General features: G+C 57.0%; 16 protein-coding genes. 4 read left to right on the top strand and 12 right to left on the bottom strand.

Translation table 11 applies throughout. From position 1 onward, the window contains the following. Nucleotides 1-75 precede the first annotated feature (75 nt). On the top strand, nt 76-1,035 hold the full coding sequence (flk, locus tag K7H21_RS07960; protein WP_223035695.1) for a flagella biosynthesis regulator Flk: 960 nt from the start codon (nt 76-78) through the stop codon (nt 1,033-1,035). 40 nt (nt 1,036-1,075) lie between these two features. On the opposite strand, the gene K7H21_RS07955 is transcribed toward flk, so the two are convergent. Together K7H21_RS07955 and fabB are read right to left on the bottom strand one after the other, a co-directional pair. Next, nucleotides 1,076-2,251 carry an MFS transporter gene (locus K7H21_RS07955; RefSeq protein WP_004123233.1) on the bottom strand — a complete coding sequence of 392 codons (1,176 nt, stop codon included), beginning with the start codon at nt 2,249-2,251 and terminating at the stop codon, nt 1,076-1,078. Nucleotides 2,252-2,457: 206 nt separating this feature from the next. Then, the gene (gene fabB, locus K7H21_RS07950) at nt 2,458-3,675 is read right to left on the bottom strand and encodes a beta-ketoacyl-ACP synthase I (protein WP_004123236.1); all 1,218 of its coding nucleotides are present in this window, start codon (nt 3,673-3,675) and stop codon (nt 2,458-2,460) included. Nucleotides 3,676-3,833: 158 nt separating this feature from the next. Here fabB and mnmC point away from each other — a divergent pair, with 158 nt between their 5' ends. After that, the gene (gene mnmC / locus K7H21_RS07945; RefSeq protein ID WP_112165717.1) at nt 3,834-5,822 is read left to right on the top strand and encodes a bifunctional tRNA (5-methylaminomethyl-2-thiouridine)(34)-methyltransferase MnmC2/FAD-dependent 5-carboxymethylaminomethyl-2-thiouridine(34) oxidoreductase MnmC1; all 1,989 of its coding nucleotides are present in this window, start codon (nt 3,834-3,836) and stop codon (nt 5,820-5,822) included. A gap of 54 nt (nt 5,823-5,876) precedes the next feature. Here mnmC and K7H21_RS07940 read toward each other — a convergent pair whose 3' ends face one another. The 6 genes from K7H21_RS07940 to prmB are packed head-to-tail and all read right to left on the bottom strand — an operon-like array spanning nt 5,877 to nt 10,427. After that, complete coding sequence (locus K7H21_RS07940) at nt 5,877-6,155, bottom strand: YfcL family protein (protein ID WP_004123241.1); 279 nt, start codon at nt 6,153-6,155, stop codon at nt 5,877-5,879. A gap of 31 nt (nt 6,156-6,186) precedes the next feature. After that, a complete protein-coding gene (locus K7H21_RS07935; RefSeq protein WP_004123243.1) occupies nt 6,187-6,735 on the bottom strand; it encodes an elongation factor P hydroxylase in 549 nt (182 codons plus the stop codon). Beyond that, nucleotides 6,735-7,544, bottom strand: coding sequence for a sulfite exporter TauE/SafE family protein (locus tag K7H21_RS07930; protein ID WP_004123247.1), 810 nt, complete (start codon nt 7,542-7,544; stop codon nt 6,735-6,737). The genes K7H21_RS07935 and K7H21_RS07930 overlap by 1 nt, the downstream gene beginning before the upstream one ends. Next, nucleotides 7,544-8,368: a penicillin-insensitive murein endopeptidase gene (gene mepA / locus K7H21_RS07925; protein ID WP_004123249.1), complete on the bottom strand. Its 825-nt coding sequence runs from the start codon at nt 8,366-8,368 to the stop codon at nt 7,544-7,546. The genes K7H21_RS07930 and mepA overlap by 1 nt, the downstream gene beginning before the upstream one ends. 3 nt (nt 8,369-8,371) lie before the next feature. Further along, a complete protein-coding gene (gene aroC, locus K7H21_RS07920) occupies nt 8,372-9,457 on the bottom strand; it encodes a chorismate synthase (protein WP_223035694.1) in 1,086 nt (361 codons plus the stop codon). Between the two features lie 37 nt (nt 9,458-9,494). Next, entirely contained in the window at nt 9,495-10,427 is a 933-nt protein-coding gene (prmB, locus tag K7H21_RS07915; protein ID WP_009652591.1) for a 50S ribosomal protein L3 N(5)-glutamine methyltransferase, read from the bottom strand. 167 nt (nt 10,428-10,594) lie between these two features. On the opposite strand from prmB, the gene smrB reads away from it, so the two are divergent. Beyond that, a complete protein-coding gene (smrB, locus tag K7H21_RS07910; RefSeq protein ID WP_004123257.1) occupies nt 10,595-11,146 on the top strand; it encodes an endonuclease SmrB in 552 nt (183 codons plus the stop codon). Between the two features lie 19 nt (nt 11,147-11,165). Here smrB and sixA read toward each other — a convergent pair whose 3' ends face one another. The 4 genes from sixA to K7H21_RS07890 all read right to left on the bottom strand — a co-directional run bounded on the left by sixA (nt 11,166) and on the right by K7H21_RS07890 (nt 15,760). Further along, the gene (gene sixA / locus K7H21_RS07905; protein ID WP_032741921.1) at nt 11,166-11,651 is read right to left on the bottom strand and encodes a phosphohistidine phosphatase SixA; all 486 of its coding nucleotides are present in this window, start codon (nt 11,649-11,651) and stop codon (nt 11,166-11,168) included. A gap of 209 nt (nt 11,652-11,860) precedes the next feature. Next, a complete protein-coding gene (gene fadJ / locus K7H21_RS07900) occupies nt 11,861-14,005 on the bottom strand; it encodes a fatty acid oxidation complex subunit alpha FadJ (protein ID WP_223035693.1) in 2,145 nt (714 codons plus the stop codon). Next, on the bottom strand, nt 14,005-15,315 hold the full coding sequence (gene fadI, locus K7H21_RS07895; RefSeq protein ID WP_004123265.1) for an acetyl-CoA C-acyltransferase FadI: 1,311 nt from the start codon (nt 15,313-15,315) through the stop codon (nt 14,005-14,007). The genes fadJ and fadI overlap by 1 nt, the downstream gene beginning before the upstream one ends. A 160-nt stretch (nt 15,316-15,475) precedes the next feature. Further along, entirely contained in the window at nt 15,476-15,760 is a 285-nt protein-coding gene (locus K7H21_RS07890) for a YfcZ/YiiS family protein (protein WP_049079446.1), read from the bottom strand. A 372-nt stretch (nt 15,761-16,132) separates the two neighbouring features. Between K7H21_RS07890 and fadL the strand changes: the two genes are divergently transcribed. Beyond that, entirely contained in the window at nt 16,133-17,497 is a 1,365-nt protein-coding gene (gene fadL / locus K7H21_RS07885) for a long-chain fatty acid transporter FadL (protein ID WP_075208544.1), read from the top strand. The last annotated feature ends 40 nt before the right edge of the window (nt 17,498-17,537 follow it).

The raw sequence follows: 17,537 nt of genomic DNA, 5'->3' as shown, positions 1-17,537 counted from the left end.
GGAAGTGTGCCATAATCTGGCCGCCAGGAACATCATCACCCGGCCCTTAGTACAGCAATACGCAAAGGATTAATCATGACGCAACCCGTTTCAGGTATGTCCGAACGCCCTCCGGGATCGGGCGAACCTCCGCTCACCACTCAGCAGCGCACCGCGCTTGAGCGGCTCATTACGCGCCTGGTGGCCTTAACCTCGCAGCAAAATACGGAAGTGTGGGCCTGCGTAAAACACGATCTTAGCCTGAAAAACGACGCGCCGCTGCTGGCAAGCCATTTTGCCGCCGCCGAGAACAGCCTGAACCAGCGCTTAATCCTCGCCCAGCAAAATCATCACCGTCGGCAAATCCTGGCGCAGCTGAGCGAACTGCTGAACCAGGGCAACAATCGCCAGGCGGTCAGCGATTATATTCGTCAGCATGACGGTCAAACCGCGCTGCATGCCTTGACCCAGCCGCAGCTGGAGAATGTTCTGCAACTCCTGCAAAGCGGCCAGCTCTCGATTCCTCAGCCGCAGCAGCGCCCGCCAACGCATCGTCCGCTGCTGCCAGCAGAACACAACACGCTCAATCAGCAGGTGACTAAACTCGCCGCAGCCACCGGCGAGTCCAGCAAGCTTATCTGGCAATCCATGCTGGAGCTAAGCGGCGTCAAGAGCGGAGAGCTGATCCCGGCGACCCACTTTACGCCCCTCTCGTACTGGCTCCACGCGCGGCAAACGCTCAGTTCGCAGGCTGCGCCGACGTTGACCTCGCTGCAGGCCGCATTAAAACAGCCGCTTGAAGCCGCAGAATGGCAAAGAGTGATGGATTTTGCCCAAACCCACTGGCACGCGACGGCGCACACGCCGCTCAGCGCGGCGCAGCTGTTGACGCTGCTTAACAAAATTTTTGTGCTCAGGGTAGCCAGAGCCCAGGAGACGCTGGCGATCCCGCCGGTTCAGGCGCCTCCCGCCTCACCGCGGCTGGCATTGAAAAAACCGTGGGTTATCGCGTTGGCAGTTATCGTGGTGCTTGCCCTGTTGTGGTTGGTGATTTAAGGACATATCATTCGGCCCGCATGCCGGGCCGAATGAAGCGCTACTTACGCAGCGACACCAGGGTAACCAGGATCCCCAGCACGGCGCATATCGCCGCAGCCAGGAAGACCGAAGAGTAGCCCAACGAAGTCGCGAGCAGCCCGGTAAGCGGGCCGGTGACGCCGTAAGAGATATCCTGAAACGCGGCATAGCCGCCAAGCGCCGTTCCCCGTACCTGCGGTGGTACCCGCTTCACGACCTCGACGCCCAGCGCCGGGAAGATAAGCGAGCATCCGCAGCCGGTTAGCGCCGCGCCCGCCAGCGCGATCCAGGCATTGGGCGCCTGCCAAAGCAGCGCCAGGCCTATCGCTTCAATCAGTAGCGAAACGATGGCCACTTTTACCCCGCCGAAGCGATCCGGCATCCAGCCAAACAGCACGCGCATCAGCACGAATGCCCCGCCAAACGCGGTCAGCGTAAAGCCGGCCATCGCCCAGCCATTGCTGGCGAAATACAAAGAGACAAAGGTACCAATTACCGCGAAGCCAACGCCCTGAAGGCCAAGACCGATACCGGGCCGCCAGATCATTCCGACCACGCTCCACAGCGACGGGCGGTCGCCGCCGTGAGCAGGAATTTTACGCACCGTGCCGTTAATCGCCCAGGCCACTAACGGCAGTACCATGGTGACGCAGGCCAGCGCCGCGACGCCGTAATGGCTGTAAATTAGCAGCCCCAGCGGGGCCCCGGCCGCCAGCGAGCCGTAGATCGCCATGCCGTTCCACGACATGACTTTACCGGATCGCATGGGACCCACCAGCCCCATCCCCCAGCTTAAATTCCCGGTGAGCAGCTGGCTTTCCCCAAACCCCAGAATCAGGCGGCCAAGCACCAGCAGGCCAAACTTCGCCATGACCGGCACCGGCAGCAGCGCCGCGCACAGCCAGGCGCCGCCCGCCAGCGCGCAGGCCAGCATCCCCTGAAGTACAGAGCGTTTGGCGCCGTACTGGTCGGCAAGGCGGCCGGCATAGCCTCGAGTTAATACGGTCGCCAGAAATTGAATACCGACAGCGATGCCAACCATGGTGTTGCCGAATCCCAGTTCCTGATGGACAAACAAGGGGATAACCGGTAGCGGCAGGCCGACGGTCATATAGGTCAGAAAAACGGCAAAAGTGATGCGAAACAGCGAACCATTCGCTGAAGGGTTATGTTTTGTTTCAGTGACTGCGGACATGCTTTACTCCAGTTCGCAGAGTAAGGCGAGGTGATAGCCACGCCCTCTCCACCTGATTATCAGGGTTAAGGCGCGTTGGATGACGTTAAACGCTTACGCATTATCTGAGAGACTAATGTTGTGGCAGGAGTTTGCCTTTTCGCGCAGGGGTCTGTCAAGAATACAAAAAAGGGGAGCCAACGGGCTCCCCTTGTAAAGTGTGCTCGTTATGCGCTGTATTTGCGCATCACCAGCGTAGCGTTAGTCCCGCCAAAGCCGAAACTGTTAGACATCACGGTCTTCAGCGCGCGTTCAGTCGGCTCGGTCACGATATTCAGGCCAGCCGCCTGCTCGTCCATCTCTTCAATGTTGATGCTCGGCGCAATAAAGCCGTGTTCCAGCATCAGCAGGGAGTAGATAGCTTCCTGTACGCCAGCGGCGCCCAGGGAGTGACCGGTCATCGCTTTGGTCGCGGAGATAGCCGGGCTGTTATCGCCAAAGACTTCACGAATCGCCCCCAGCTCCTTCACATCGCCTACCGGGGTAGAAGTGCCGTGGGAGTTCAGATAGTCAATCGGCGTATCAACACCGTCCATCGCCATCTTCATGCAGCGAACCGCACCTTCACCGGACGGGGCAACCATGTCTGCGCCATCGGACGTTGCGCCGTAACCAACGATTTCAGCATAGATGTGCGCGCCGCGCGCCAGGGCATGTTCCAGCTCTTCAACCACAACCATACCGCCGCCGCCCGCGATAACAAAACCATCACGGTGGGTATCATAGGTACGGGACGCTTTTTCCGGCGTTTCGTTGTATTTGGTGGACAGCGCGCCCATCGCATCGAATTCGCACGCCATTTCCCAGCACAGCTCTTCGCCGCCGCCAGCAAACACGATATCCTGTTTGCCCAGTTGGATTTGTTCAACAGCGTTACCGATGCAGTGTGCGGAAGTCGCGCAAGCGGAGCTGATGGAGTAGTTCACACCGTAGATTTTGAACGGTGTTGCAAGGCAAGCGGACACCGCGGACGCCATCGCTTTGGTCACCACGTAAGGGCCAACCGCTTTCAGGCCGCGCGGGCTGCGCATTGCGTCAGCGCCGAAAACCTGAGATTTAGAAGAACCGCCGGAACCGGCAATCAGACCCACGCGCGGGTTTTGCTGATAGACTTCATCTTTCAGGCCAGCATCTTCAATAGCCTGCTGCATAGAGAGATAGGAATAGATAGAGGCATCGTTCATGAAACGAACCACTTTACGGTCGATCAAGCCGGTGGTGTCCAGTTTGACGTTGCCCCATACGTGGCTGCGCATTCCCGAATCTTTAAACTCTTCAGAGAAAGTGATCCCGGAGCGTCCTTCACGCAGAGATGCCAGGACTTCCTGCTGGTTATTACCAATACTGGAAACGATGCCCAGGCCAGTAATCACTGCACGTTTCATTCAATACCTCTGTAAGTCGCACTATAGTAAGTTTCGAGTCGCACAATAGCGTACACTTGTACGCCGAACAAGTCCGATCAGCCAATTTGTGTATAAATTTGCGCCCTCAGGCACACATCGTTAAGATCGTTCTACGCCTTGTGATTCGAGTAACTTACGTGAAACAAAACGCCATACAACCTGCCAACCTGGAATTCAACGCTGAGGGTACACCTGTTTCCCGAGATTTTGACGATGTGTACTTTTCCAATGACAACGGTCTGGAAGAGACGCGCTACGTCTTCCTCGGCGGCAATCGGCTCAATGAACGTTTTCCAGGACATCCCCGCCCGTTTTTTGTGGTTGCCGAAAGCGGGTTCGGTACCGGCCTCAATTTCCTCACGCTGTGGCAGGCGTTTGACGTTTTTCACCGTGAGAATCCACAAGCTACCCTGCAAAGATTACATTTCATCAGTTTCGAAAAATTTCCGCTGAAAGCAGACGACCTGCGCCTCGCTCACCAGCGCTGGCCGGAACTTGCAACCTGGGCCGAGCAGCTGCAGGCGCAGTGGCCTCTGCCCATCGCGGGCTGCCATCGTCTGCTGCTGGACGAGGGTCGGGTCACGCTGGACTTGTGGTTCGGCGATATTAATCAGCTGACCAACGAGCTCGATGATTCGCTTAATCGGCAGGTAGATGCCTGGTTTCTCGACGGCTTTGCCCCCGCAAAAAACCCGGACATGTGGACAGCGGAGCTGTTTGCGGCAATGGCCCGACTGGCCAGACCTGGCGGCACCCTGGCGACCTTCACCTCCGCCGGTTTTGTGCGTCGCGGGCTGCAGGAAGCCGGCTTCAGCATGCAGAAGCGCAAAGGTTTTGGCCGCAAGCGCGAAATGCTCACCGGTGAAATGCTTCAGACGCTGGAGATCCCCGCGCGCGCGCCGTGGTTTGCCCGCAGCGGTACGGAACATCGCGATGCCGCGATTATCGGCGGGGGGATCGCCAGCGCCCTGCTCGCGCTGGCGCTGCTGCGCCGCGGATGGCAGGTGACGTTATACTGCGCCGACAGCGCGCCGGCCGAAGGCGCCTCCGGAAACCGCCAGGGTGCGCTCTATCCGCTGCTCAGCCAGCACGATCCCGCCCTTGCCCGCTTCTTCCCAGCGGCGTTTACTTTCGCCCGCCGCCTGTACGACACGCTGCCGGTGATGTTCGATCATGAATGGTGCGGCGTGACGCAGCTGGGCTGGGATGCAAAAAGCGCGCAGAAAATCGCTCAGATGATTGAGCTTAATCTTCCGCCAGAAATCGCCGTCGCCGTGAACGCCGAGGCCGCAGAGCAACAAACCGGTGTCGAAACCGGCTGCGGCGGCATCGCCTATCCGGCAGGCGGCTGGCTTTGTCCGCAGCAGTTAACCGCTGAGCTGCTGGCTCTCGCCGCGACTCGCGGACTCCTCGTTCACTATGATTACCCGGTAAAGGCTCTCAGCGCAGACAATGGCGGCTGGCAGTTAAACCAACGGCAGTACCACGAGGTCGTGATACTGGCCAACGGCCATAAGTTGACCCACTTCAGCCAGACGGAGCATCTTCCCATGTACCCGGTTGCCGGTCAGGTTAGCCATATTCCGACGACGCCAGGGCTATCGAAATTGCGCCAGGTCCTGTGCTACAACGGCTACCTGACGCCGCAAAACCCGCATAATAAGCAACACTGCATTGGCGCAAGCTACCACCGAGGGCAAGCAGAAGCCGCATTTAGCGCCGACGATCAGCAGCAGAATCGGCAACGCCTGATTGACTGCTTCCCGCAGGCGGAATGGACGCGGGAGGTAGACGTGAGCGCAAATCAGTCACGCAGCGGCGTGCGTTGTGCAACCCGCGATCATTTGCCGATGGTCGGCAACGTACCTGATTATGACGCTACCTTAAGCGCATATGCCTCGTTAGCTGAACATCAGGAGCAGGCCGGAGAAGCGCCGGTTTACCGCAACCTGTATATGCTGGGCGCGCTGGGTTCACGCGGCCTGTGCTCCGCGCCGCTGGCGGCTGAAATTCTGGCGTCGCAAATGAGCCATGAGCCACTCCCCATGGATAAAGAAACGCTGGCGGCGCTGAACCCTAACCGGCTGTGGGTCAGAAAGCTGCTGAAAGGGAAAGCGGTGAAATAATTGAGGGAAAACGGGCCCGGCGGAGCGATCGCCGGGCTTTGGCGAAGAGCAGAACTATTTCTGCATCGCCTTCTGATACAGACTGTTCCACATTTCCTGCACCAGAATCTGATCCGGCGGCGACAGTTCGCCCGCGCTGATGGCTTTTTCCAGGCTCTGGGCTACTTTGTCATGCACCGCTTGCGCAGTATGCTCGTCCTCTCCTTCCAGCTCGGCCACCGCCAGCGTCAGGTGGCCGCGCAGATAACCGCCGGCAAACAGTTCGTCATCACTGGCGTGGTCGACCATATTATCTATTAACGCCAGAATGCGTGATTCAAACTCCGCGATCATCTTCTTTCCTCATAGTATGTAAAGCGTGGCCTTAGTGCAGGTCTTCCGGCCACGGGAACTGTTCTGCCGTCAAGGGCGGCGTTTGGTAATATTCTTGCAGCGCCTGAATGAAACGCGCGGGACGCTCGGGGATCCCCTGCTCCAGATAGGTCATCACCTGGGCATGCACGCGCCGCTGAAAAGCGATGCGGTCAGGCTCAAAATCCCCTTCCAGGTTGTCGCAGCTGACGTTAAAGGGATATCCCGCCGCCACGCAAAACAGCCAGTCAAACGCCTGAGGCTTCACCTCGACGTCTTCAAATTTAGACTGGGTCATCGCGTCGCGGCCGTCCGGGCAGTACCAGTAACCGAAATCAACCTGCTCACGGCGCGCCTTTCCGGCAATACACCAGTGCGATATCTCGTGCAGTCCGCTGGCGTAAAAGCCGTGGGCAAAGACGATGCGGTTGTACGGCACATCATCATCTGCCGGAAGATAGATCGGTTCGTCATCGCCTTTAATCAGACGGGTATTAAAATCGTCAGCAAAACAGCCGTCGAAGATTTCGATCAGCTGTTCATATTTATGCGTGCTGTTCATTAGTTCATCCCCAGCCAGTGGAGGATCTCCTGTCCATGGCTGTCATAAAGCAGTTTTGCACTCATCACCGCCGACACCACGACGATCATCGGTCGAATCAGTGACTGTCCTTTGCTCAGCACCAGCCGCGATCCCGCGCGAGCGCCGATAAATTGCCCAGCCATCATCACAAAGCCGGTAGCCCAAATGACCTTACCGCCGATGATAAACAGCAGCAGGCCGCCAACGTTAGAGGTCGCATTCAGCAATTTTGCATGCGCGGTCGATTTCGCCAGGTTGAACCCGGCCAGCGTGACGAACGCCAGCGCGTAAAAAGATCCGGCGCCCGGGCCAAAGAAACCGTCGTAAAAGCCAACGCAGCCGCCGGCAATCAGGGCAAACGGCAGGCCATACAGACGGCGCTGCCGGTCCTCTTCACCGAGCTTCGGCATCAGCAGAAAATAGAGGCCGATACCGATAACCAGAATGGGCAGTATTTGCTTAAGAACGTCGGACTGAACGTGCTGAACCAGCAGCGCGCCGCCGGTCGAGCCGAGAAAGGTCATCAGAATATTGAGCTTCTGATCGGCCAGATTCACCACCTTGCGGCGAATGAAATACAGCGAAGCGGAAAGCGACCCGCCGCAGGCCTGCAGCTTGTTGGTGGCCAGCGCCTGCGCAGGGGGAAGACCCGCCGCCATCAGGGCCGGCACGGTCAATAACCCGCCGCCGCCCGCCAGAGAATCGATGAAACCCGCCAGAATGGCCACGAAGAACAGTACGACCAGTACCGTCGGTGACACCATAAAAACGTCGAGAAAACTATCCATTAAAGAATATGCTCATCCAGTAGCGCCTGGCAGGAAGGCGGCAGCGGAGGCGGCGTCTTCTTCACAGGAGGGGTTGATCCCGGCTTAGGGGGTTCAAACCAGCTTTGCAATTCCGCGCCGCAGCCGTCGCCGGCCGGAGGCGGGGTCTGGTCTTCACACTCGAGGCTGCCTGCCGGGCAGCGCAGGCGCACGTGCATATGCGCGCGGTGCTGGAACCACGGGCGGACCTTGCGTAGCCAGTCGCGATCGTTACCGGCATCAAGGCACAGCTGCTGCTTAATCGCCGGGTTGACGAAAATACGCGTGACTTCGCTATCTTCCGCCGCCATCTTAATCAGCTGGCTGATTTGCGGGCTCCACAACGACGGCACCACGCGCTTGCCGTCGCGGGCCACCAGATCCAGAGCCTGCGGCTTCAGCAGCTGAGCTGAACTCCAGCGCGCCTGCGGCAGCTGAAGAAAAATATCGACGTCCAGCCCGGACTGATGGCTGGCGTGGCCGCCGTTAAAGCGTCCCCCGGCTGGCATACCCATGTCGCCAATCAGCACCGTTCCCATGCCTTTATTGTGCGCCTGATTGCTCAGACGCTGAATAAACTGCACGAGGTCCGGATGGCCGAAGTAGCGGTTTTGATCGGTACGCATCACCTGATAGCCGGTGGCGTTTAACGGCAGCGCCTGCGCGCCAACGATACAGCCATTGGCAAACGCGCCAATGGACTGCGGGCTGCCGCTAACGGGCTGCGTGATTTTCTGCCACGGCGTTGCCGCCAGACTGGTACCGCTGGCGAGAAGCGCCAGCAGTGCGATAACGGTTTTTTTCATCTATTACCAGCGTGGAATTGATGTCGTCACGTCGCCGTTTTGCGCGCGCTGACGCATAAAGTGATCCATTAACACGATCGCCAGCATCGCTTCGGCAATAGGTACCGCGCGAATACCGACGCAAGGATCGTGACGCCCTTTGGTGATCATCTCAACTTCTTCGCCTAAGCGATTGATCGTGTGTCCAGGTACGGTAATGCTGGAGGTCGGCTTCAGCGCGATATTCGCCACGATCTGCTGACCGCTGCTGATGCCGCCGAGAATGCCGCCCGCGTGGTTGCTCTGGAAGCCCGCTTTGGTAATTTCATCGCGGTTTTCGCTGCCGCGCAGTTTCACCACCTCAAAACCATCGCCAATTTCTACGCCCTTCACCGCATTAATGCTCATCAGCGCGTGCGCGATATCGGCATCCAGACGGTCAAACACCGGTTCGCCCAGCCCCGGCGGTACGCCATCGGCCACCACCGTGACTTTCGCCCCGATGGAGTCGCCCTCTTTTTTCAGGCCGCGCATCAGTTCATCAAGCGCTTCGATTTTGTCCGGATCCGGGCAGAAGAACGGGTTCTGCTCTACCTGATCCCACGCTTTTATCGCCAGCGGGATATCGCCCATCTGGGTCAGGCAACCGCGAATCACAATACCGAATTTCGCGGCAAGGAATTTCTTGGCAATCGCCCCGGCGGCCACGCGCATAGCGGTTTCACGCGCGGAGGAACGACCGCCGCCGCGATAGTCGCGCAGGCCATATTTCTGCTCGTAGGTGTAGTCTGCGTGTCCCGGACGGAAAACGTCCTTAATGGCGCCGTAGTCCTGAGAACGCTGGTCGGTATTCTCAATCAGCAGGCCAATGCTGGTCCCGGTGGTTACGCCCTCGAATACGCCGGAGAGGATCTTCACCTGGTCCGCCTCGCGGCGCTGGGTGGTATAGCGCGAGGTTCCCGGACGACGGCGATCGAGATCGTGCTGGAGATCGGCTTCGGTTAGCGGAATGCCTGGCGGCACGCCGTCAACAATGCAGCCCAGCGCCAGGCCATGCGACTCGCCGAACGTCGTGACGCGAAAGAGTTGTCCAATTGTGTTTCCTGCCATCACGGCTCCGTTTTTGTCGTTATGTTTGCGTGTTGTTTTAGTCTTTATAAATACCGAAATGCGCGCGCGCGGCAATCAGCTGCGGTTTAGTCAGCATAAAGACGCCATCGCCGCCATTTTCAAACTCCAGCCAGGTAAACGGCACGTCAGGATATTGCTCCATCAGATGTACCATGCTGTTACCGACTTCACAAATCAGGATACCGTCATCGCTGAGATAATCCGGCGCGCAGGCCAGGATCCGGCGGGTCAATTTCAGGCCATCGCTACCGGAGGCCAGTCCCAGAACCGGTTCATGGCGATATTCGCCCGGCAGGTCGGACATATCTTCTTCATCGACGTACGGCGGATTGGTCACGATCAGATCGTATTGTACCTTCGGCAGATCGCGGAATAGATCGGAGCGAATCGGCGTCACGTTATGAATTAAGCCGTGATCTTCCACGTTCTGCTCGGTCACGGCCAGCGCGTCAGGAGAAATATCCACCGCATCGACTTCCGCTTCCGGGAAAGCGTATGCGCAGGCGATAGCGATACAGCCGCTGCCGGTGCACATATCGAGGATGTGCTGCGGATAGTGGTCAATCAGGCCGGAAAAATGGTTGTTAATGAGTTCGCCAATCGGCGAACGCGGCACCAGCACGCGCTCATCAACGTAAAACTCATGGCCGCAGAACCAGGCTTTATTGGTCAGATAAGCGACCGGAATGCGCTCGTTAATACGGCGAATGACGCGCTCAACGATGCGATGTTTTTCGCTTGAAGTCAGACGCGCCGTACGCATATCTTCCGGAATATCAAGCGGCAGATACAGTGACGGCATCACCAGTTGTACGGCTTCATCCCACGGGTTATCGGTGCCGTGTCCGTACCAGATATTTGCGGCGCTAAAGCGGCTTACCGCCCAACGCAGCATGTCCTGAATGGTATGAAGCTCATTAACGGCTTCATCAACAAAAATTTTATCCACGCTATCCCCCAGGGCACGCTCTGCTATAAATTCGGCGGCTAGTTTGCCACGAAGACGGGGATAAATCAGCATTCTTACGTCAGGCGGAGGGGGAAAAATAGGTTTTCCTTGCCTGGATGCGTGGCGAGTCGGGTAAACTACCGACAAAGAAAAAATGAGATCAGGTAATGAAAAAGAAAACATCGCTAAGCGAGGAGGATCAGGCATTGTTCCGGCAGTTGATGACCGGCACGCGTCAGATTAAGCAAGACACCATCGTTCATCGCCCGCAGCGTAAAAAAATCGCTGAAGTACCGCCCAAGCGGCTGCTCCAGGAGCAAGCGGATAACAGCCACTATTTTTCCGATGAGTTTCAGCCACTACTGAATACCGAAGGGTCGGTTAAATATGTGCGCTCAGACGTCAGCCATTTTGAGCTGAAAAAGCTGCGTCGGGGTGATTATTCGCCGGAGCTGTTTCTCGACCTGCACGGTTTAACCCAGCAGCAGGCCAAGCAGGAACTGGGAGCCTTGATTGCCGCCTGCCGTCGCGAGCACGTATTCTGCGCCTGCGTAATGCACGGGCATGGGAAGCATATTCTCAAACAGCAAACGCCGCTGTGGCTGGCTCAGCACCCACATATTATGGCGTTTCATCAGGCACCAAAAGAGTACGGCGGAGACGCCGCACTGCTGGTACTGATTGAAGTTGAAGAGTGGCAACCGCCGGAGCTTCCGTAAACGTCAGCCCCGGAGGGAATCAGATAGCCTTAGCCATCTTCAAATTGCAGGGGCTCATTTGCCAGTTGAACTCGCCTTTGCCGCTGGAATCAAGCGTGACGCAGGCAATCGCCGAAGTGGTGAACATCGGGGGAGTTTCCCCCGGGCACAGCTCTGAGACAAGATACCCCACCAGAGGGAGGTGAGACACGACCAGCGCCGTCGCCACACCTTCATTTGCCAGCGCCTGCAAATAAGCGCTAACCATGCCAACGTCGCCGCACGGCGTGAGTTCCGGCATCACGTCGACATCTTTTGGCAGATTCATGCACTCCCCAACAATTTCCAGCGTCTGTTCAGCACGCAGGTAGGGACTCACAAGAACCCGCTCAATATCCACTTTTTGACCTTTCAGCCAGGTAGCCATCTGACGAGACTCATCGCAACCGCAGACGGTTAATGGACGAACCGAGTCACTGGCTGCATCGAGGGCAGCGTCGCCGTGACGCATGATAAAAACTTGCATATTGCACCGCTTTTGTTAACCAGAAGCACCGCGGTCTTACCCACGTAGACGATACGCAGGTGACCCGGTGGCCGGGCATTGTGCCTGATCCATTCAACGAATGAAACGCTGTTTTTTACCTCAATGGCGTAAGTATAGTCAACTATTGCTTACAAAATCGCCAAAGCACAGCGCCGTTCATTGCCGGATTTACCTTCTTTGACCACAACTTAGGTCGTACGTTCCTCAGCGGGCCAAAAGGTCGCCCCCTGCTCGGCCATGTGTAACAAAGTGTCACATGGTGTAAAACGCGGGCCGTATTGAGCGGCCAGGCGCTGCAGTATCGCCGCCACCTCCCCCGCTCCCAGGGTATCCATATAGCGGAACGGGCCGCCAAGAAACGGCGGAAAACCAATGCCAAACACGGCGCCGATGTCGCCATCGCGGGCGCTGCGAACCACTCGCTCATCGAAGCAGCGCGCCGCTTCGTTAAGCATCATCATCACGCAACGTTCCGCCACCTGCTGCGCGGACAAGCGCGCCTGTGGAGAGGAAATACCCAGTAAAGCGTAGATCGCAGGATCGGGCCGTTTTTTGCTTTTACGCCCTTTTGCCGCATAAAGATAGAAACCCCGGTTATTTTTTCTCCCTTTGCGATCGTCATTCAGAATCGAGCTAATGATGTTTGCAGGCGGGCTAAAACGTTCTCCCCATGCGGCCTGCAGCACTGGGATAATTTTGGTGCCGGTATCGATCCCCACTTCATCAAGGAGCTGAATCGGGCCAACCGGAAAACCGAATTTAACCAAAGCGTTATCAATATGCTCTATCGGCTCGCCTTCCATCAACAGGCGCATGGCTTCATTGATGTAGGGGGCCAGAATGCGGTTAACATAAAAGCCCGCTTTATCGGCGACGACAATCGGCGTTTTACCCTGCAGTTTAGCCAGCTTAACCGCCGTCGCAATTGTCTGCCGATCCGTACCACTATGTGGAATCACCTCCACCAGCGGCATTTTGTCTACCGGGCTAAAGAAATGAAGCCCGATGACCCGCTGCGGCCTGCTTGCATGCGCCGCGATCTCGCCGATCGGTAAAGACGACGTGTTAGAAGCAAAGATCGTCTCCGGACGACAATGCTGTTCAACTTCGCTGACCATTTTTTGCTTGAGCGCAAGATCTTCAAACACCGCTTCAATCACCACATCGCGATGTGCGAATCCCTGGTAATCCAGCGAACCGGATATTAACCCCATCTGGCGATCGCGCTCGCTGGCGCGCAGATAGCGGCGGCGCACCTGTTTATCGAGCAGATCCCAGCTATACTTCAGCGCGTGATTTATCCCACGCGGCTGGATGTCCTTAATGCGTACCGGTAATCCGCCTTTGCAGGCGGTGACGTAAGCGATACCGCCCCCCATGAGTCCTCCGCCCAGAATACCCACGCTGCGCAGCGCGACGGGTTCAGCATCCGCGCCGCGATCTTTTTTCAGATCGGTGCTGGCGAAAAAAATCGACCGTAGCGCCTGCGATTGTGGCGTCATCGCCAGCTCGCCAAAAGCGCGGGCCTCCTCGGCGTATCCGCTGCTGCAGCCCTGCGCCAGTCCGGTTTCCATCACCTGCAAAATGCGCTCTGTAGCCGGGTAGTTCCCCTGGGTTTTGTGATGCGTATTTTTCGCCACCAGACGAAACAGCAGGCTGCGGCCAAGCGGGCCTGCGAGAATACGTTCACGCGCCGGAACAGCGCGGCTTGCCGGGCGGCCCTTGAGCGCCAGTTCAACCGCGGTTCGCAGCAGGATAGTCTGCGGCACCACCTCATCGACCAACCCCGCCTTCAGGGCCTGTCGCGGGCGAAGCTGCTTACCGGTGAGGATCATCTCCAGCGCGCCGCTGACGCCAATTAATCGCGGTAGACGCTGAGTTCCTCCGGAGCCGGGCAGCAGCCCCAGCTGTACTTCCGGGAGGCCAAGCCGGGTTTTATCGTCATCGCTGCATACCCGCCCGTGGCAGGCCAGCGCCAGCTCAAGCCCGCCGCCCAGGCATGCGCCGTGGATAGCGGCAATCACCGGAATCGGCAGCCCGTGGATCTCGGCCATGATTTGCTGACCCTGACGGGCAAGCGCCTCCGCCTCCTGCGCGGAATGGCAGCGGGCAATCATATTGATATCCGCCCCGGCGATAAAATTATCCGGTTTTGCCGAGATAAACACCGCGCCGCGCAGTTCCTTGTTGTCACGGATCTGACGGATGATCCCCCGTACCTCGCTGGCGAACTCAGCTTTCAGGGTATTCATTTTTTCGCCGGGCGCGTCAATGGTGATGACGGCGATATTGTCCGGGCGAACCTCAAGCGTAAATGCCGATACGGTTTCCATTATTCAGCCTCCAGAACCATCGCTGAACCCAATCCCCCCGCCGCGCAGGCGGTGACCAGCCCAAAACCTCCGCCGCGACGCCGCAGCTCATGCAGCGTTTGGGTGATCATCCGCGCGCCGGTGGCGGCAAACGGATGACCGTAGGCAATCGAGCCGCCCAGCACGTTAAATTTACTCTCGTCCACTTCCCCGATAGCCTGAGAGCGGCCAAGCACTTCGCGGGCAAAGCGATCGCTGGCCATACAGTGCAGGTTGGCCAGCGTTTGCGCGGCAAAAGCTTCGTGCATGTCTATTAAGGTCAAATCAGCCAGCGTCAGCCCCGCTCTTTCCAGCGCCAGCGGCGTCGACCAGGCCGGGCCCAGAAGCATATCCTGGCGAACATCAATCGCGGTGAAAGCGTAGCTTCGCAGATAGCCCAGCGGGACAAGACCCAGCTCTTTCGCCCGGGACTCGGTCATCAGGATCACCGCCGCCGCCCCATCGGTTAGCGGCGTACTGTTAGCGGCGGTCACGCTCCCGTGTTGACGATCGAAAGCCGGGCGTAACTTTTGGTAATCCGCCAGGGTTGAATTTTTACGAATATTATTGTCCTGCTCCAGCGGCTCACGGAACGGCGGCGTGTATGCCGTCATCACTTCTGCCGATAGCTTCCCTTCCTCCCAGGCTTTGGCGGCAAGCTGGTGCGAACGAAGCGCCAGCGCATCCTGCCGTTCGCGAGTGATACCCCAGGTTTTCGCCATTTGTTCGGCGGTATCCCCCATTCGCAGCCCGGTTGAGTATTCGGCAACGGCTGGCGGTACGGGCAGAAGGTCGCGAAAACGCAGACGGGAAAATAGCTTAAGGCGCTGCCCCAGGGTACGGGCTTTATTGGCGTCAACCAGCGTTCGGGCAAGTTTTTTGCTGACGCCAATGGGTAATACGGAAGAGGAGTCGGCCCCGCCGGCGATACCCGCGCGAATAGTGCCTGCCATCAGGCTTTCCGCGACGTTGGCCACCGCCTGAAAGCTGGTCGCGCAGGCGCGGCTGACACTATAGGCGTCAGTATGCACACTCATGCCGGTCCCCAGTACAATTTCCCGGGCGATATTCGGCGCTTCCGGCATTTGCACCACCTGACCAAATACCAGCTGCTCTATTATGTCCGCGGGGATAGTACTGCGAGCCAGCATTTCGCCGACCACCAGTTTACCTAAATCAACGGCCGGCACGCCGTGGAAAGCCGTCGCCTGTCGGGCAAACGGAGTACGTAGACCGCTGACTATCGCGATACGATCGCCCTGGCGGGTGACTAGCGGTAATGCCTGACTCATAACGCTCCCCTGTTAACCGATAAAACAAAGTGGTCTGACCTGATAACAGTTTTAACTAATATTTTACATTAAGCCAATCAGGGAAGCGAAAAAGTGGGAGCCAAAACACATTGATTAGAAAAGGTAACGCCCCTGACATGAGGGGCGTCCGGGGGAAGGATTAGCGTAGGCCGAGCTGGAAAATCAGAGTTTCAGCTTCACAGCTGAACACGAAATCGATATCCAGCTTCACGCCGCCATCAACGTCTGTAAAGTTCGGGGTGATTTTGCACGGCTCAGATTCAACGTTACGCGCTCTTTCGCTTAATGCGGCGAGCGTTTCTTCTGCTTCGGCACGGTTCGCAAACACGCGGCTATAGGATGCGGTGCAATCGGTGTTGTCCATAATGGTGCCAACATCCATACAGCAGCAAACCGGGGTTTCATCAGCACTGCATTTACTCATCGTAGATTTCCTCTGTATATGCACTCAAAGTGCCAGACAAACAATGTGCTTATTTTACGCCCGGGGCATGCCAGCCTCCAGTCGTTAATGGCGACAAACGGGATAAGTGACCGAAATCACACTTAAAAATGATCCAAAACAAAAACCGCCCACTTTGGGTATCAGCTGCCTCGGCAAAATTGCCAACTGGATCGCGTTTCTTAGATCACAATTGAAAAAACTTATAAACAAACTTGCAACATATCATCTGGTCAGACCTATACTCAGCGCACTGGTCTGATTTCTCTGTCGTAAAGCAGACCCTACACTTCGCGCTCCTGTTACAGCATGTAACATTGTTTAAATAAAAAATAACTCTATGAGGTTATGGGCATGAGCCAGAAAACCCGCCTTACCCAATCTGCCCTTGCAGTGGCTGTAGCAATGGTTTCAACCCAGGCCTGGTCAGCAGGCTTCCAGCTAAACGAATTCTCTTCATCGGGCCTTGGTCGCGCCTATTCAGGTGAAGGCGCTATTGCTGATGATGCGGGCAACGCCAGCCGTAACCCGGCGTTAATCATGATGTTCGACCGCCCAACCTTCTCGGGCGGCGCCATTTTCGTCGATCCTGATGTCAACGTCACCGGCAGTTCAGTTATAGGTAATGACGCCAGCCAGGACAATATCGCGCCAACCGCATGGGTGCCGAATCTGCACTTCGTGGCGCCGATTAACGACCAGTTCGGTTGGGGAGCTTCCCTTACGTCGAACTATGGTTTAGCCACCGAGTTCAACAACGATTTTGCCGCAGGCTCGATGGGCGGTACGACCGATCTCGAAACGCTCAACCTGAACCTGAGCGGCGCATATCGCCTCAACGACCACTGGAGTTTTGGTTTGGGTTTTGACGCCGTCTACGCGCGGGCGAAATTAGAGCGCTATGCGGGCGATTTACCGGAAATCATCGGCGCTCAGCTACCGGGAATGGTGAAAGCAGGCAAACTCTCCCCGGCTCAGGCGGCGGCAATTGGTCAACAGGCCGGCGGTATCAGCCGCGACACCCAAATTGCTCGCCTGAAGGGTGATGAATGGGGCTTTGGCTGGAATGCCGGTATTTTATATGAAGTCGATAAAAACAACCGCTACGGTTTGACCTATCGCTCTGAAATTAAAGTTGATTTTGATGGGGATTATAAGAGCAGCCTGCCGTCTTCCCTCAACCCCATCAACTCTGCTCTGGGCCTGGGCCTGCCGTACGGCACCGGCGGCTCCACGATTGGCGGTTCTCTAACGTTGAATCTGCCAGAAATGTGGGAAATTTCAGGGTATAACCGCGTGGCGCCAAAATGGGCCGTTCACTACAGCCTGGCATACACCAGCTGGAGCCAGTTCCAGGAGCTGAAAGCAACCAAAACCAGCGGTGGCGAAACGCTGTTCTATAAAGACGAAGGTTTTAAAGATTCCTATCGTATCGCGCTGGGTACCACCTATTATTATGACGATAACTGGACCTTCCGTACCGGTATCGCCTTTGATGATAGCCCGGTCCCGGCTTCCAATCGCTCTATCTCTATTCCGGACCAGGATCGCCTGTGGCTCAGCGCCGGTACGACTTACGCCTTTAATAAAGATGCCTCAGTCGACGTCGGTGTGTCTTATATGCACGGTCAGCACGTTGAATTTACAGAAGGGCCGTATACCTTTAAATCAGAAGGTAAAGCCTGGCTGTACGGCGCGAACTTCAACTACCGTTTCTGATCCTCAGCAGCAACAAAAAAGGGTGAACATCATGTTCACC

Origin of the sequence: Klebsiella sp. CTHL.F3a (genome assembly GCF_019890895.1) — a bacterium.
In the GTDB taxonomy this organism is placed as follows: domain Bacteria; phylum Pseudomonadota; class Gammaproteobacteria; order Enterobacterales; family Enterobacteriaceae; genus Klebsiella; species Klebsiella grimontii.
The sequence above is the reverse complement of the archived record's forward strand: the minus strand, read 5'-3'. Positions and strand labels throughout refer to the sequence as shown.

What these genes read in the sequence shown, in the direction of transcription:
- flk (WP_223035695.1), top strand. Translation starts at nt 76, where the DNA reads ATGACGCAACCCGTTTCAGGTATGTCCGAACGCCCTCCGGGATCGGGC.
- K7H21_RS07955 (WP_004123233.1), bottom strand. Translation starts at nt 2,251, where the DNA reads ATGTCCGCAGTCACTGAAACAAAACATAACCCTTCAGCGAATGGTTCG.
- fabB (WP_004123236.1), bottom strand. Translation starts at nt 3,675, where the DNA reads ATGAAACGTGCAGTGATTACTGGCCTGGGCATCGTTTCCAGTATTGGT.
- K7H21_RS07940 (WP_004123241.1), bottom strand. Translation starts at nt 6,155, where the DNA reads ATGATCGCGGAGTTTGAATCACGCATTCTGGCGTTAATAGATAATATG.
- K7H21_RS07935 (WP_004123243.1), bottom strand. Translation starts at nt 6,735, where the DNA reads ATGAACAGCACGCATAAATATGAACAGCTGATCGAAATCTTCGACGGC.
- K7H21_RS07930 (WP_004123247.1), bottom strand. Translation starts at nt 7,544, where the DNA reads ATGGATAGTTTTCTCGACGTTTTTATGGTGTCACCGACGGTACTGGTC.
- mepA (WP_004123249.1), bottom strand. Translation starts at nt 8,368, where the DNA reads ATGAAAAAAACCGTTATCGCACTGCTGGCGCTTCTCGCCAGCGGTACC.
- aroC (WP_223035694.1), bottom strand. Translation starts at nt 9,457, where the DNA reads ATGGCAGGAAACACAATTGGACAACTCTTTCGCGTCACGACGTTCGGC.
- smrB (WP_004123257.1), top strand. Translation starts at nt 10,595, where the DNA reads ATGAAAAAGAAAACATCGCTAAGCGAGGAGGATCAGGCATTGTTCCGG.
- sixA (WP_032741921.1), bottom strand. Translation starts at nt 11,651, where the DNA reads ATGCAAGTTTTTATCATGCGTCACGGCGACGCTGCCCTCGATGCAGCC.
- fadJ (WP_223035693.1), bottom strand. Translation starts at nt 14,005, where the DNA reads ATGGAAACCGTATCGGCATTTACGCTTGAGGTTCGCCCGGACAATATC.
- fadI (WP_004123265.1), bottom strand. Translation starts at nt 15,315, where the DNA reads ATGAGTCAGGCATTACCGCTAGTCACCCGCCAGGGCGATCGTATCGCG.
- K7H21_RS07890 (WP_049079446.1), bottom strand. Translation starts at nt 15,760, where the DNA reads ATGAGTAAATGCAGTGCTGATGAAACCCCGGTTTGCTGCTGTATGGAT.
- fadL (WP_075208544.1), top strand. Translation starts at nt 16,133, where the DNA reads ATGAGCCAGAAAACCCGCCTTACCCAATCTGCCCTTGCAGTGGCTGTA.